This window comes from Kitasatospora sp. NPDC001527 (assembly GCF_040298605.1).
Lineage (GTDB): Bacteria > Actinomycetota > Actinomycetes > Streptomycetales > Streptomycetaceae > Kitasatospora.
The window spans coordinates 221,102-235,740 of the sequence record NZ_JBEPAM010000003.1; the positions used below are offsets into that span (position 1 = coordinate 221,102).

The 14,639-nt window shown below is 74.8% G+C and carries 12 protein-coding genes; 11 read left to right on the forward strand and 1 reads right to left on the reverse strand.

The window, feature by feature from the left end:
• The first annotated feature begins 63 nt into the window (after positions 1–63).
• The 9 genes from ABT238_RS04695 (at position 64) to ABT238_RS04735 (ending at position 11,473) form a co-directional block, all read left to right on the forward strand.
• The gene (locus tag ABT238_RS04695) at positions 64–822 is read left to right on the forward strand and encodes a YcnI family copper-binding membrane protein (protein ID WP_350560384.1); all 759 of its coding nucleotides are present in this window, start codon (positions 64–66) and stop codon (positions 820–822) included.
• Positions 823–924: 102 nt separating this feature from the next.
• A complete protein-coding gene (locus ABT238_RS04700; protein WP_350560386.1) occupies positions 925–1,614 on the forward strand; it encodes an SCO family protein in 690 nt (229 codons plus the stop codon).
• The gene (locus tag ABT238_RS04705; RefSeq protein ID WP_350560388.1) at positions 1,611–2,117 is read left to right on the forward strand and encodes a copper chaperone PCu(A)C; all 507 of its coding nucleotides are present in this window, start codon (positions 1,611–1,613) and stop codon (positions 2,115–2,117) included. The genes ABT238_RS04700 and ABT238_RS04705 overlap by 4 nt, the downstream gene beginning before the upstream one ends.
• Positions 2,118–2,131: 14 nt before the next feature.
• Positions 2,132–4,231: a copper resistance CopC/CopD family protein gene (locus ABT238_RS04710; RefSeq protein ID WP_350755544.1), complete on the forward strand. Its 2,100-nt coding sequence runs from the start codon at positions 2,132–2,134 to the stop codon at positions 4,229–4,231.
• Between the two features lie 14 nt (positions 4,232–4,245).
• Positions 4,246–5,562: an iron uptake transporter deferrochelatase/peroxidase subunit gene (efeB, locus tag ABT238_RS04715; RefSeq protein ID WP_350755545.1), complete on the forward strand. Its 1,317-nt coding sequence runs from the start codon at positions 4,246–4,248 to the stop codon at positions 5,560–5,562.
• A gap of 148 nt (positions 5,563–5,710) precedes the next feature.
• Entirely contained in the window at positions 5,711–6,646 is a 936-nt protein-coding gene (gene pheA, locus ABT238_RS04720) for a prephenate dehydratase (RefSeq protein WP_350560394.1), read from the forward strand.
• 586 nt (positions 6,647–7,232) lie between these two features.
• Positions 7,233–8,507, forward strand: coding sequence for a serine--tRNA ligase (gene serS, locus ABT238_RS04725; RefSeq protein WP_350560396.1), 1,275 nt, complete (start codon positions 7,233–7,235; stop codon positions 8,505–8,507).
• A gap of 69 nt (positions 8,508–8,576) precedes the next feature.
• Positions 8,577–9,431 (forward strand): HAD family hydrolase, encoded by an 855-nt coding sequence (locus ABT238_RS04730; protein ID WP_350560398.1) that lies wholly within the window; start codon positions 8,577–8,579, stop codon positions 9,429–9,431.
• A 203-nt stretch (positions 9,432–9,634) separates the two neighbouring features.
• The gene (locus ABT238_RS04735; protein WP_350560400.1) at positions 9,635–11,473 is read left to right on the forward strand and encodes an LCP family protein; all 1,839 of its coding nucleotides are present in this window, start codon (positions 9,635–9,637) and stop codon (positions 11,471–11,473) included.
• A gap of 79 nt (positions 11,474–11,552) precedes the next feature.
• Here ABT238_RS04735 and ABT238_RS04740 read toward each other — a convergent pair whose 3' ends face one another.
• Positions 11,553–12,317: a sporulation protein gene (locus ABT238_RS04740; protein WP_350560402.1), complete on the reverse strand. Its 765-nt coding sequence runs from the start codon at positions 12,315–12,317 to the stop codon at positions 11,553–11,555.
• A gap of 254 nt (positions 12,318–12,571) precedes the next feature.
• Here ABT238_RS04740 and ABT238_RS04745 point away from each other — a divergent pair, with 254 nt between their 5' ends.
• Together ABT238_RS04745 and ABT238_RS04750 are read left to right on the forward strand one after the other, a co-directional pair.
• On the forward strand, positions 12,572–13,312 hold the full coding sequence (locus tag ABT238_RS04745; protein WP_350560404.1) for a FadR/GntR family transcriptional regulator: 741 nt from the start codon (positions 12,572–12,574) through the stop codon (positions 13,310–13,312).
• A gap of 73 nt (positions 13,313–13,385) precedes the next feature.
• On the forward strand, positions 13,386–14,639 hold the full coding sequence (locus ABT238_RS04750; RefSeq protein WP_350560406.1) for a CynX/NimT family MFS transporter: 1,254 nt from the start codon (positions 13,386–13,388) through the stop codon (positions 14,637–14,639).

Genomic DNA, 14,639 nt, shown 5'->3' on the forward strand with positions numbered 1-14,639 from the left:
CGGATCCTCCCGTGCCCGGGAGCGGGCCTGCCCGCCGAGCCTCCGAACGGAGACACCAACCCCATGCGTTCCCTCTCCCCCCGCCGTACCGCCGCCGTCGCCCTCGCCGCAGCCGCCGCCGTGGTGGCGCTGGCCGGCCCCGCCTCCGCGCACGTCAGCGTGAACCCGGGCAGCGCCGAGCAGGGCGGCTACACCGCCGTCGACTTCCGGGTCCCGAACGAGAACGACACCGCCGGCACCGTGAAGCTGGAGGTCAACCTCCCGCTGGACCACCCGCTGGCCTCGGTGCGCACCCAGCCGCTGCCGGGCTGGACCGCCACCGTCGAGAAGGCCAAGCTGGACAAGCCGATCAAGGTGCACGGCAACGACGTCAACGAGGCCGTCTCCAAGATCACCTGGACCGCCGACGCCGGGGTGAAGATCGCCCCCGGCCAGTTCCAGGAGTTCCGCGTCTCGCTCGGCCCGCTGCCGACCGACACCGACACCATGGTCTTCAAGGCGCTGCAGAGCTACGACAACGGCGACATCGTCCGCTGGATCGACGAGGCCAAGGACGGCCAGCCGGAGCCCGCCAAGCCCGCTCCGGTGCTGAAGCTGACCAAGGCCACCTCCGCCGACGGCCACGGCGTGTCCGCCACCGCCTCCCCGTCGGCCGCCGCCGGCGGGCACGGCGACGCCGCCAAGGCCGAGGCCGCCTCCGACGACAAGGCCAGTGACTCCACCGCCCGGGTGCTCGGCGTCGTCGGCATCGTGGTCGGCGTGATCGGCACCGCCGTCGGCCTCCTCGGCCTGCGCCGCAAGAGCGGCGGCTCGGCCTCCTGACCCCCGCACCGGCGGGGGCCGCGCCCGGCACCCGCCGCGCCGCGCCCGCGTTCCGGGCGCGGCCCCCGCCGGTGATCCACCGCACACGATCGGACCTCTCCCATGCCCCGCTCCGCCCGTACCGCCCGCACCGCCCGTCCGGCCCGGCTGGCCGGCGCCACCGCCGTCGCGCTGGCCGCCGCGCTCGCCCTGACCGCCTGCGGCTCCGACGGCGGCGGTTCCGCCTCGCCCGCCAAGGTCGTCCAGCAGAAGTCGGACTCGCCCTACGAGGGCACCGTGCTCGGCAAGAACTTCGAGAAGCCGGACCTCCAGCTGACCGACACCTCCGGCCAGCCGTACGACCTGCGCCAGAAGACCAACGGCAAGACCACCCTGCTGTTCTTCGGCTACACCAGCTGCCCGGACGTCTGCCCGACCACCATGGGCGACGTCGGCGTGGCGATGAAGAAGCTCTCCCCGGAGGAGCGGCAGAACGTCAACGTCGTGTTCGTCTCCACCGACCCGCAGCGCGACACCCCGCAGGTGCTGCGCACCTGGCTGGACTCGATGGGCAGCGACTTCATAGGCCTGACCGGTGACCTGGAGAAGGTGAAGGCCGCCGCCAAGTCGCTGGGCATCCTGATCGAGGACCCGGTCGTCAACGGGGACGGCACCGTCACCTCCACCCACGGCGCCCAGGTGCTGGCCTTCCTGCCCTCCGACGACAAGGCCCACGTGCTCTACCTGAGCGGCACCGAGGTGAAGACCTACGAGCACGACCTGCCGCTGCTCGCCAAGGGGGTCGCCGCGTGAAGGGCACCCTCGGCTTCCGCCGGACGGCACTCGCGGGGGCGGCTGTGGCGACGGCACTGGGCGCCGGCGCGTTCCTGGTCGCCTGCGGGGCAGGCGGCCAGGACGGCGCCGGCGGCCCCTCCGGCGGCGCCGCGGCGAAGCTGAGCATCGCCGACTCCTACATCCCGATGCCGCCGGCCGGCGGGATGGCGGCCGGTTACCTGACGGTGCGCAACGACGGCGGCCAGGGCGACGAGCTGCTCAAGGTCTCCAGCCCCGGCGCCTCCTCGGTGACCATGCACCGCTCCACCGCCGGCTCCATGGAGCAGGTCGAGAAGCTGGACGTCCCCGCGAACGGCACGCTGCAGCTCGCCCGCGGCGGCACCCATCTGATGATCATGGGATGGCAGAAGGCCCCCGCCCTCGGCGACGAGCTCGAACTCGATCTGACCTTCGCGCGGACCGGCACCGTCTCGGTCAAGGTACCGGTCAAGGAGCTCACCTACCGCCCCGGCCAGAGTTGAGGGACCCTCGCACCATGCTGATCGCACCGGGACTCATGGGACGGCGGATCGCCGGGCTGCTCGGCGTGCTCGGCGCCGTCCTCGCGCTGCTGCTCGCCGGCGCCGGGCCGGCCGCCGCGCACGCCGCCCTGCAGTCCACCGACCCCGCGCAGAACGCCGTCCTGCCCACCGCGCCGCCGTCCGTCACGCTGACCTTCAGCGAGGCCGTCTCGCTCTCCGCGGACTCGGTGCGGGTGCTCGACCCGGCCGGAAAGGCGGTGGACGCGGGCAGCCCCGCGCACGCCGACGGCAAGGACAACACCGCCCGCGTCGGGCTCGGCAGCGGGCTCGCCGACGGCACCTACACCGTCGCCTGGCGGGCCGTGTCGGACGACTCGCACCCGATCGGCGGGGCGTTCACCTTCTCCATCGGCGCCCCCTCGGCGACCACCGTCTCCACCACCGAGCTCCAGAGCGCCGAGGCGGACGGCCTGGTCGCCGCGCTCTACGGCACCGGCCGGGCCGTCGCCTACGGGGCCTTCGCGCTGCTCGCCGGCGCGGCCGCCTTCGTGCTGCTCTGCTGGCCGGCCGGGGCGGCCCGGCGCCCGGTGCAGCGGCTGCTGATGAGCGGCTGGGTGGCGCTGCTGGTGTCCACCGTCGCGGTGCTGATGCTGCGCGGCCCGTACGAGCGGGGCTCGGGGATCGGCAAGGCGTTCGACCTGTCGCTGGTCCGCGCCACGCTGGACGAGCGGATCGGCACCGCGCTGGCCGCCAGGCTGCTGCTGCTCGCGGCGAGCGGGGTGTTCCTGTCGCTGCTGGTCGGCCAGCTCGGACAGCAGCCGGCCGCCCGTGCCGCCGGGACCGGTACGGCCGGTACGCCCGGTGCGGCCGGGCCGGCGGAGGGCGACGCCGAGGAGGCCGAGCTGCGGGAGCTGGAGCGGCGCGCCGCCGAACGCCCGCAGCGCGATGCCCGGCTGGGCCTCGGGGTGGCCGGGCTGGTGCTGGCCGTCGCCCTCTCGGCGACCTGGGCCGGCGCCGACCACGCCTCGGTGGGCATCCAGGTCTGGCTCGCGCTGCCGCTCGGCATGCTCCACCTGGTCGCGATGGCCCTGTGGCTGGGCGGCCTGGCCGCCATGCTGGTCGGGCTGCGCGAGGGGATCGGCGCGGACGTCGCCGACCGCTTCTCGAAGATCGCCTTCGGCGCCGTCGTGGTGCTGGCCGGCACCGGCCTCTACCAGTCCTGGCGCGGCCTCGGCACCTGGGGCGCGCTGACCGGCACCGACTACGGCCGGATGCTGCTGGTGAAGACCGGCTGCGTGATCGCCATGCTCGCCGCCGCCTGGATGTCCCGCGGCCGACTGGCCCGGCTGCGGGCCACCCCGGAGGAGGCGGCCGAGGTCGTCCCGGCGGCGGTCGCCGTCGCGGCCGGTACCGGTCCGGACCGCGGAACCGTCACCGACGGGGACGCCACGGGCGGGGACGTCACCGACGGGGACGTCACGGGCACGGACTCCGACGACCCGGTCCGGCGGGCCCAGCTGGCCCGGCAGCGGGCCGCCCGGGAGAACGCCGACCGGGACCGCGGGCTCACCCCGGCCCGCGCCGCGCTGCGCCGTTCGGTGCTGATCGAGGCGGCCGTGGCGGTGGCCGTCCTGGTCGCCACCACCCTGCTCACCAACTCCCCGCCCGGGCGGGTGGCGGGCGAGGTCGGGGCCGCGGCGGCGAACGGCACCGCCCCGGCGGCGGCCGGCGGCACCGGCGGCGCGCCCGCGCCGCAGACGGTGCCGGGCCGGACCGTGGAGCTCACGCTCCCGTACGACACCAAGGGCCGCACCCCGAACGCCAAGGGCACCGCGACGGTCACCCTCAACCCGGCGGGCACCGGGTCGAATGAGGTGCACCTGAAGCTGGACGGCACGGACGGACAGCCGGTCGAGGTGCCGGAGGTGGAGCTCGCCTTCACCCTGCCGGACCGCGACCTCGGCCCGCTCACCGTCCCGCTCACCGCCGAGGGCACCGGGCGCTGGGCCGGGACGGCGCAGCTGCCGCTCACCGGGAACTGGGTGGTGTCGGTGGTCATCAGATCCTCCGACATCGACCAGACCACGGAGATCAAGCAGCTGAAGATCGGATAGGGCGGACCACCCCCATGGAGACCAGCACCGACAGCACCGGCGCCACCGACGCCACCGCCGCGCCCGGGGGCACCACCGGGGGCACCGCCCCCGCCTTCACCCGGCGGGCCCTGCTGGGCACCGCCGGGGCCGGCCTGGTGGTCGGCGCGGGCGCCGGCGCCGCCGCCGCCCTGACCGCGGAGCGGCGCGACCCGCCGGCCCCGGCCGGCGGCGCCGCGCCCGGCCCGGCCCTCGGGCTCGCCCGGGTGGACTTCCACGGCGAGCGCCAGGGCGGGATCCTCGAACCCCAGCAGGCGCGGGTCCAGCTGGCCGCCTTCGACCTGGCCGGCGGGGCCGGCCGGGACGGCCTGCGCACCCTGCTCCGGCGCTGGTCGCGCACGGCCGCCCGGATGGCCGCGGGCGAGCCGGCCGACGAGTTCGACGACCAGGTCGCCCTGGACGCCGGCCCCTGCTCGCTCACCGTCACCTTCGGCTTCGGCGCGGGCCTGTTCGACAAGACCGGCCTGGCCGACCGCCGGCCGGCCGGACTCGAACCGCTGCCCGCCTTCCCGGCCGACGCGCTGGACCCGGCGCGCGGGGACGGCGACCTGTTCGTGCAGATCGGCGCGGACGACGCGCTGGTGGCGGTGCACGCCCTGCGGGTGCTGCAGCGCCAGGCGGCCGGCACGGCGGCGCTGCGCTGGCAGATGTCCGGCTTCGCCCGGACGCCCGGCGCCACCGCCACCCCGATGACCGGGCGCAACCTGATGGGCCAGATCGACGGCACCAACAACCCGCGGCCCGGCGAGGACGGCTTCGCGGCCAAGGTGTTCGTCGCCGCCGGGGGAGAGCAGCCGGCCTGGCTGGCGGGCGGCTCGTTCCTGGTGTTCCGGCGGATCCGGATGCTGCTGGACAACTGGGAGGCGCTGCCGGTGGAGCGCCAGGAGCGGGTGATCGGACGGCGCAAGGCGGACGGCGCCCCGCTCGGCGCCCCCGCCGGCGCGGGCGAGCGGGCACCGGTGGACCTCGCGGCCCAGGGGCCGGACGGCTCGCTGGCCATCCCGGCGGACGCGCACGTCCGGGTCGCCGCACCGGCCGCCAACGGCGGGGCGGCCATGCTGCGGCGCGGGTTCTCGTACCACGACGGGCTGCTGGCCGACGGCTCGCCGGACGCCGGGCTGCTCTTCCTCGCCTTCCAGGCCGACCCGCGCACCGGGTTCACCCCCGTGCAGCGCAAGCTGGCCCGGGGCGACGGGCTCTCCCGCTTCCTGCGGCACGAGGCGAGCGGCGTGTACGCCGTCCCGCCGGGCGCGCCGCAGGGCGGGTACGTCGGGCAGACCCTGCTCGACTGACCCGCCCGGCCCGTCCGGTTGTCCACCGGTCGTCCGTCCTCCTCCCACGGATCGGAACGCGGTCACGGGAGGGGGACGAAGTGGCTAAGGTGACTTCTTTCGGCGATCCGCCGTTGTTCCCACCGGTCCCGTTCCCCTTGGAGGCGTCATGTCGGCCACCCGCTACACGTACCTCGGGCCGGCGGGCACCTTTACCGAGGCGGCCCTGCGCACCCTGCCGGAGGCGGCGACCCGGGAGCTGGTGCCGATGTCCTCGGTGCAGCTGGTGCTGGACGCGGTGCGCGCCGGCGAGGCGTCCGGCGCGTTCGTGCCGATCGAGAACTCGGTCGAGGGCGCCGTCACGGCGACCAACGACGAGCTGGCCTCCGGCGCGCCGCTGATGATCTACCGCGAGGTGCTGCTGCCGATCACCTTCGCGCTGCTGGTGCGGCCGGGCACCGCGCTGGCCGACGTGAAGACCGTCACCAGCCACCCGGTGGCCCAGGCGCAGGTCCGCCGCTGGCTGGCCGCCAACCTGCCGGACGCGCACTGGGAGTCCGCCGCCTCCAACGCGGACGGCGCCCGGCTGGTCGCCGAGGGCCGCTACGACGGGGCGTTCGCGGGCGAGTTCGCGGCGCCGATCTACGGCCTGGACCCGCTGGTCAAGGACATCGTGGACGCGCAGAGCGCGACCACCCGGTTCGTGCTGACCGGCCGGCCCGGGCGGGTCTCCTCGCCGACCGGGACGGACAAGACCTCGATGGTGGTCTGGCTGCCGGACGACCACCCGGGCGCGCTGCTGGAGCTGCTCCAGGAGTTCGCGGTGCGCGGGGTCAACCTGATGCGGATCGAGTCCCGGCCGACCGGGGAGGGGCTGGGCAACTACTGCTTCCTCATCGACTGCGAGGGGCACCTCAGCGACCGCCGGGTCGGTGAGGCCGTGATGGGGCTGAAGCGGATCTGCCCGCAGGTGCGATTCCTCGGTTCCTATCCGCGCGCCGACCGGCGGGCCTCGGAGCACCAGCGGCCCGGCACCTCGGACGCCGATTTCGGCGCGGCCGCGGACTGGCTCTCCCGCTGCCTCGACGGGCGCGGGGACATCTGAGTCCACCCGGGCAGCCGGAGGCCCGGACAGCCGGGCGCCCGGCCGGACATCCGGACTCCGGGCACCCGGGCACCCGGGCACCCGGGCACCCGGACATCCGGGCGTCATTCGGAAGTCGGCTGTCCTTTTCGAACCGTTTTCCACCCCGCCGGGCGGCCGTCCACAGGGCGGCCGACCCGGTGCGGGGCTTGTCCACAGGGGTGGGCACTGTCCACAGGCCCGAGTTATCCACAGGTCTGGGGATGAGTCGACAAACCGCTATAGCCACTGCGCGTTTCGGTCGGATCATCGGTTTGCGTCGCAGAGATGACCAATCGGACCAGAGTCACCCGGGTGCCAGCAAATCACCCGTCCGAGTGCTTCAATTCCCTCACCCGGGAAGGTCAAATCAGGTTTGAAACCTGAATTCCATGGTTCTTCTCCTCGCCCACCGGCGCGGCCCCACGATCCACAGCCCGGGCGGAGCGCCTGTGGATAACCGGCCTCCGGACGGTTTCCCACCTGGGTTATCCACAGGCTGGGGCGAGTTATCCCCAGGCGAAAACCGGTACCGGTGGACAGGCCCCCGCCCGGTAGGCTTGGGCCCGTGATTGACCTTCGCCTGCTCCGTGAGGACCCTGACCGAGTGCGCGCCTCGCAGCGCGTCCGTGGCGAGGACGTCGACCTGGTCGACGCCCTCCTCTCCGCCGACGAACGCCGCCGGTCCTCGGGCACGCGCTTCGACGAACTGCGCAACGAGCAGAAGTCGCTCGGCAAGCTCGTCGCCAAGGCCCAGGGCGAGGAGAAGGCCGCCCTGCTCCAGCGCACCAAGGAGCTGGCCGCCGAGGTCAAGGCCGCCGACGCCGAGCAGACCGGGGCCAAGGAGGAGGCCGAGCGCCTGCTGCGCTCGCTGGCGAACCTCATCGACCCGGCCGCCCCGGTCGGCGGCGAGGAGGACTTCGTCACCCTGGAGGAGATCGGCACCCCGCGCGACTTCGCCGCCGAGGGCTTCGAGCCCCGCGACCACGTCGAGCTGGGCCAGCTGCTGGGCGCGATCGACACCGAGCGCGGTGCCAAGGTCGCCGGTGCCCGGTCGTACTACCTGACCGGTGTCGGCGCGCTGCTGGAGCTCGCCCTGGTCAACATGGCGATCGCCCAGGCCACCGCCGCCGGCTTCATCCCGATGATCACCCCGGCCCTGGTCCGCCCGGCCGCCATGGACGGCACCGGCTTCCTCGGCCAGGCCGCCGAGAACGTGTACTTCCTGGAGGGCGACGACCGCTACCTCGTCGGCACCAGCGAGGTCCCGCTCGCGGCGTACCACATGGACGAGATCCTCGACGCCGAGAAGCTGCCGCTGCGCTACGCCGGCTACTCGTCCTGCTTCCGCCGCGAGGCCGGCACCTACGGCAAGGACACCCGCGGCATCATCCGCGTCCACCAGTTCGAGAAGGTGGAGATGTTCGTCTTCACCACGCCCGAGGACGCCGAGAACGAGCACCGCCGCCTGCTCCAGTGGGAGAAGGACTTCCTCAACGCGCTCGAACTGCCCTACCGGGTGATCGACGTCGCGTCCGGCGACCTCGGCGCCTCGGCCGCGCGCAAGTTCGACATCGAGGCCTGGGTCCCCACCCAGGGCAAGTACCGCGAGGTCACCTCGACCTCGAACACCACCGAGTACCAGTCCCGCCGCCTCGCCATCCGGATGCGCGAGGAGGGCAAGGTCCGCCCGCTGGCCACGCTGAACGGCACCCTGGTCGCGATCCCGCGCACCATCGTGGCGCTCCTGGAGAACCACCAGCAGGCCGACGGCTCGGTCGTCGTCCCGGAGGCCCTGCGCCCCTACCTCGGCGGACGCACCGTCCTGGACCCGGTCAAGTAGCACCGGCACCGGCCACCACCGCGGCGACGCGGCCGCAGCAACGAAGCAACTCCCGGGAGACCACGGCCCATGAGCACCACCAGCCCCAGCCCCGTCTCCCCCGCGGACGGTGGCGGCCTGCCCTTCAGGCTGGTCGCCACCGACCTCGACGGCACTCTGCTGAACACCGCGGAGAACGTTTCCTCGCGCACCCGCGCCGCGCTGGCCGACGCCACCGCGGCCGGGGCGCTGCACATCATCGTCACCGGCCGCTCGGCCGCCTGGGCCCGCCCGGTCTTCGACGAGATCGGCTACCGGGGCATAGCCGTCTGCGGCCAGGGCGCCCAGGTCTACGACGCGGGCGCGCACAAGCTGCTCACCTCGCTCACCCTGGACCGCCGGCTGGCCGCGCTCGCGATCGAGAAGATCGAGGCCGAGACCGGCCCGCTGGCCGTCGCCGCCAACCAGGACGGCCTGGAGGGCCAGGTGCTGGCCGGCCCCGGCTACGAGCTGCTGATCGGCTCCGACCTGCCGGTCGTGCGCACCGCCAAGGACGAACTGCTCACCGCCCCGATCAGCAAGCTGTACATCCAGCACCGCGGCCTGACCGACGACGCGCTCGCCGAGGCCGCCCGCCGCGCGGCCGGCGACCTGGTCGGCGTGGTGATGGCCGGCGCCGGCATCGTCGAGCTGCTGCCGCTCGGCCTCTCCAAGGCCACCGGGCTGGCCGTCGCCGCCCGCCGGCTCGGGGTGAAGGCCGCCGACACCATCGCCTTCGGCGACATGCCCAACGACGTGCCGATGTTCGGCTGGGCACGGCACGGCGTCGCGATGGCCAACGCGCACCAGGAGCTGCTCGCGGTCGCCGACGAGGTCACCCTGAGCAACGACGAGGACGGCGTGGCGGCCGTGCTGGAGCGGCTGTTCCCCGCCGGGCTGGTCTGACGGCGCCCCGATCCGCCTGCGCCGCGGCCGGGTGAACCGGCTTTCCGGTTCACCCGGTTCAGCCGTTGGAGTGACAGTGCGCCGAGCCCCGGCGGCGAAGCCGCGGGTCGGCGGGGGTGCGGCCGTCTTCGGCGGCCGGGCGGCCCCGGAGGAGTTTGTATGCTCCCAGGGTTGCCCGCTTCCGCCGCTGAGAGGTGCGCGCCATGTCAGTCCAGTGGGGCGAGAGCCCGCCGGATCCGGCCGGATGGCGGCATGCCGAGGGCGGCGTGCGGACCGGACCGCCCGAGGACGCCCCCGGCCGGTTCCCGGTGCCGCGCACCGGCGGCCGGGCCGAGGCCCGGCACGCCGCGCAGGGCCGGGCCGGACAGAGCCGCGGCGCACAGAACCGGACGGCGCAGGGCCGCACACCCCAGAACCGCACCGTGCAGGGCTGGCTCGTGCAGGACCGCCCCGCCCCGCCCCGGCCGGGCCGCGGCCGGGCCGACGGCCGGCGCCGACCGCGCGCGGGCCTGCGCGGCGCCCGGCGGCTGCTCGCCTGGTCGGTGGCCGGGGTGCTGGTGATGCTGGCCGGCGCCGGGGGCGCGGTGTACTACCGGCTGAACGGCAACCTCCGGTCCTTCGACGGCGATGCCATCGCCCCCGACCGCCCGCCCGAACCGACCGCCGACGCGCACGGCCACCGCCCCGTCAACGTGCTGCTGATCGGCTCCGACTCCCGCTCCGGGCACAACAGCGACCTCGGCGGCGGCGACGAGGGCGGTGCCCGCTCCGACACCACGATCCTGCTGCACGTCTACGCCGACCACCGGCACGCGGTCGGCGTCTCGATCCCGCGCGACGCCCTGGTGACCGTCCCCCGGTGCAAGCTCCCGAACGGCACCTGGACCCGGGAGCAGCCCGGACAGATGTTCAACTCCGCCTTCTCGGTGGGCAATTCCGAGTCCGGTAACCCGGCCTGCACGCAGAACACGGTGGAGCGGCTCACCGGCATCCGGATCGACCACACCATCGAGGTCAACTTCGCCGGCTTCGCCGCGATGACCGGCGCCGTCGGCGGCGTCGACGTCTGCCTGCCGAACGCCGTCCACGAGGGGAACATCAACCCCAACCTGGGCCGGAAGGGCAAGGTGGTGCTGCCCAAGGGCCGCCAGCGGGTCTCCGGCCAGCAGGCGCTGGACTACGTCCGGCTGCGGCACGGCATCGGCGACGACTCGGACGTCGGGCGGATGAAGCGTCAGCAGGCCTTCCTGGCCTCGCTGCTGTCCCGGATCAAGAGCAAGGGGCTGAACCCCGGCACGCTGCTGCCGCTGGCCGACGCCGCCACCCGGTCGATGACCGTCGACCCGGGCCTCGACTCGGCCGCCAAGCTGATGGACTTCGCGCTGACGCTCAAGGAGATCGACCTGCACGAGGTCAAGTTCCTGACCACGCCCTGGCGTTACAACGGCGCGCGGATCGACCTGGTGCACCCCGCGGTCGACACCCTGTGGCGGACCCTGCAGGCCGACCGGACCATCGACGGCCAGGACGCCACCGGCCACCAGCCGGACGCGGCCGCCGCGCCGTCCCCGCCGCCGGCCTCCCCGCCGGCACCGCCGTCCCCGCCGGTCTCCCCGCCGGCCACGCTCGGCGCCGACGGCGCGCCGATCCGGGTCACCGTCCAGAACGGCACCGGCACCCCCGGTCTGGCCGCCCGGGCCGCCGAGACGCTCCGGGCGGCCCGGGTCACCGTCGCCGGGACGGCCACCGCGCGCGGCGGCGCCCGGGCCGCGACCACCGTCGAGTACGGGGCCGGACGGCGGACCGACGCGCAGAAGGTCGCCGCCCTGTTCCCCGGCGCCTCGGTGGCCCCGGGGCGGGGGGCCGGGATCAGCGTGCGGCTCGGCCTGGACTACGCCGCGGGGGCCGCCGGGGCCGCCCGCGGCGCCGCCGCACCGGCCGCCGCGGTGCCGTCCGGCGCCCCGGCCCCGCTGCCCGCCGAGGTGGTCAACGAGGCCCGGTCCGCCGACGACGACATCTGCAGCAACGTCTCCTACGGCTGAACGGCGACGGCCGACCGGCGGAGGCCGAACGACGACGGCCGACGAACCGGCGGCGGACGGCGGGCGGACGCCCGTCGGCTCAGAGCGCGGCGCGGATCCAGCCGTCGACGAGCTCCGTGAGGTCCTCGCCGGCCTGGCCGTGGTCGACCACATGGGTGCGGATGACGTCCCCGCCGCCGCCGAACAGGCCGCCGCGCCGGTCCGCCTCCAGCACCACCTCGACCTTGCCCGGGGTGGTCACGAAGCTGACCTCCAGCGAGTTGCAGGCGTGCGCGTACTGCGGCGCCGAGGAGAACTCGATCTCCTGGTAGAACGGCAGCGTCTGCCCGGTGCCGCGGATGTGCCCGGCCTCCAGGTCCGCCGAGCGGAACCGGAAGCCCAGCTGGAGCAGGGTCTCCAGGATCCGGTGCTGCACCGGCAGCGGCTCGACCCCCAGCGGGTCCGAGTCGCCCTTGTCCAGCGCGCCCGCGATGTCGACCTCGGTGCGCACGCCGAGCTGCATGCCGTGCAGGTGCTGCCCGGCGATGGAGGTGACCGGCGCCTCCCAGGGCACCTGGACGGCGAACGGGATCGAGCGGTTCTCGCCCGGGGCCAGCTTCAGCGGCGCGGTCACCGAGAAGCGCGCGAACGGGTAGAGGCCGGTGCTCTCGCCGTCCTCGTGCTCGATCTCGACCCGGGCGACCAGGGTCAGCGTGATCCCCCGGATGTCCGCCTCGACCGTCCCGCCGGTCAGCTCGACCGTGCCGGCCATCGTCCCGCCGGGCTGCACGACGGGCGTGCTCAGGACGGTGTCGACAGCGGGACCGCCGACGCCCAGGGCACCGAGCAGCTTCTTGAACACCATGCGGACGCTCTCCTCGCATCAGGGGGTGTGGACCGGGGCCCCGTCCTTTGGGGACGACCGGTCGACCGGAGGAACGCCAGGCCGCCCCGGACGGTTCCCGGGCTGTTCACCGCCAGTTGTAGGATGACCGGACAAGCAGTTGTAGGATGACCGACGACCGAGGCCGCAGAGCGGCCGCAAGAGGCCGCAGAGCGCCCGAACAGGGCCCGGCCGGGGCCCGCGCACGGCTGCGGCACCCGGGGGAGGAGACCGCCATGAGCAGCGCGCACAGCGGCCAGGACACGCTGCAGACCGCCGGGCGGCGCTCCCTCGTCGACACCGCGATCGAGCAGCTGCGCGAGCAGCTGAGCGCCGGCGTCTGGCCGGTCGGCTCGCGCATCCCGACCGAGCACGAACTCGCCGAGCGCCTCGGCATCGGACGCAACACCGTCCGCGAGGCGATCCGGGTGCTGGCGCACGCGGGCATGCTGGTCTCCCGGCAGGGCGAGGGCACCTTCGTGCGCTCCACCAGCGACCCGGCCGCCGTCCTGCGCGGCGTGCAGCGCTCCGGGGTGCGGGACGTCCTGGAGGTCCGGGCCGCGCTGGAGACCGAGGCCGCCCGGCTGGCGGCGCTGCGGCACACCCCCGAGGACATCGAGCGGATGCGGGCCGCGCTGGCCCGCGAGGCCGAGGTGATCGCGGCGCACCCCGAGCGGGCCGGCCGCGAGGCGACCGTCGAGCACGACCTGGAGTTCCACACCGCGGTCGTCGAGGCCGCGCACAACCCGGCGCTGACCGAGGTGTACCGCTACTTCGGCGCCTCGGTCCGCGAGTCGATGCGCACGGCGTTCGGCGACCACGACATGCCCGAGGTGGTCGTGGCGACCCACGAGGCCCTCGTCGACGCGATCGAGAGCGGCGACCCCGAGCGGGCCGAGCGGGCGTGTCGCGCGCTGCTCGCCGAGCCGACCGCCGCCGTCGAGCAGCTCCTCGCCGCCATCGCCGCCCGGAAGTGAGCGGGCCCCAGGCCCCCTTCCGTCGTCCGTGCGCCCGAACCCGCACCTGAACTCCACGAAAGCAGCACCACCCATGGCCGTCACCCGTGCCCAGCAGCCGGTTGTCACCACCTCCTCCGCCCCGCTGCCCGTCCGCGGCCGGCTGGCCCACCCCGCACTGCTGCTGACCGGCATCGTGCTGGTCGCCCTGAACATGCGCGCCTGCCTGGCGGCGGTGTCGCCGATGGTCGGCGAGATCCAGCACACCTTCGGGCTCTCCGCCACCGCGAGCGGCCTGATCACCACCGTGCCGGTGCTCTTCCAGGGCGTCGGCGCCCCGCTCACCCCGCGGCTGACCCGGCGGTTCGGCACCGAGCGGGTGGTGCTGGGCGCGGTGCTGGTGCTCGGCGCGGGCGTGCTGCTGCGGGTGCTGCCCTCGGTGGCGGCGCTGTACGCCGGGTGCGTGGTGATCGGCGTCGCGATCGCGGTGCTGAACGTCTCGATGCCGGGCCTGGTCAAGCGCGAGTTCCCGGGCCGGGCGGCGGCGATGACCGGCGTCTACTCGACCACCATGCTGGTCGGCGCGACGATGGCGGCCGGTCTCTCGGTGCCGCTGGAGCACGCGCTCGGCGGCGGCTGGCAGGCCTCGCTCGGCTCCTGGTCGGTGCTGGCGCTGGTCGCGACGGTGGCCTGGCTGCCCCAGGTGCTGCGGACCCGGGCCGGTCTCGGCGGCGCGGGCGCCCCGGCCGCCGCCCCGGCGGCCTCCACCCGGCCGATCGAGGGCCTCTGGCGCTCGCCGCTGGCCTGGCAGATCAGCCTGTTCATGGGCATCTCGTCGCTGCTGGTCTACACCCTGGTCGCCTGGATGCCGACCATCCTGGCCGACCACGGCATGGACCGCGGCGAGGCCGGCCTGGTCTTCGCCTTCTCCAACCTGGTGCAGGTGGCCGGCGCCTTCCTGGTGCCGCTGTTCGCCGGCCGGATGACCCGGCAGCGGGCGCTCGCCGTCTCGATGGCCGTGCTCAACGGTCTCGGCATCGCCGTCCTGCTGATCGCCCCGGTGCCCGGTGCCTGGGTCTCGGCGACCATCCTCGGCGTCGCCCAGGGCGGTTCGCTCGGCCTCGGCCTCGCCTTCATCGTGCTGCGCACCGACAGCGCCGCCGGCGCCGCCCAGCTGGGCGGCATGTCGCAGGCGATCGGCTATCTGGTCGCGGCGGCCGGCCCGGTCGGCGCCGGCGCCCTGCACCAGCTGACCGGCGACTGGACCACGCCGCTGGCGCTGATGCTGGCGCTGGCCGCCGTGGTCGCCGTCGCGGGCTGGGGCGCCGGGCGCGACCGGACGCTCTGA

What these genes read in the sequence shown, in the direction of transcription:
- ABT238_RS04695 (WP_350560384.1), top strand. Translation starts at nt 64, where the DNA reads ATGCGTTCCCTCTCCCCCCGCCGTACCGCCGCCGTCGCCCTCGCCGCA.
- ABT238_RS04700 (WP_350560386.1), top strand. Translation starts at nt 925, where the DNA reads ATGCCCCGCTCCGCCCGTACCGCCCGCACCGCCCGTCCGGCCCGGCTG.
- ABT238_RS04710 (WP_350755544.1), top strand. Translation starts at nt 2,132, where the DNA reads ATGCTGATCGCACCGGGACTCATGGGACGGCGGATCGCCGGGCTGCTC.
- efeB (WP_350755545.1), top strand. Translation starts at nt 4,246, where the DNA reads ATGGAGACCAGCACCGACAGCACCGGCGCCACCGACGCCACCGCCGCG.
- pheA (WP_350560394.1), top strand. Translation starts at nt 5,711, where the DNA reads ATGTCGGCCACCCGCTACACGTACCTCGGGCCGGCGGGCACCTTTACC.
- ABT238_RS04730 (WP_350560398.1), top strand. Translation starts at nt 8,577, where the DNA reads ATGAGCACCACCAGCCCCAGCCCCGTCTCCCCCGCGGACGGTGGCGGC.
- ABT238_RS04735 (WP_350560400.1), top strand. Translation starts at nt 9,635, where the DNA reads ATGTCAGTCCAGTGGGGCGAGAGCCCGCCGGATCCGGCCGGATGGCGG.
- ABT238_RS04740 (WP_350560402.1), bottom strand. Translation starts at nt 12,317, where the DNA reads ATGGTGTTCAAGAAGCTGCTCGGTGCCCTGGGCGTCGGCGGTCCCGCT.
- ABT238_RS04745 (WP_350560404.1), top strand. Translation starts at nt 12,572, where the DNA reads ATGAGCAGCGCGCACAGCGGCCAGGACACGCTGCAGACCGCCGGGCGG.
- ABT238_RS04750 (WP_350560406.1), top strand. Translation starts at nt 13,386, where the DNA reads ATGGCCGTCACCCGTGCCCAGCAGCCGGTTGTCACCACCTCCTCCGCC.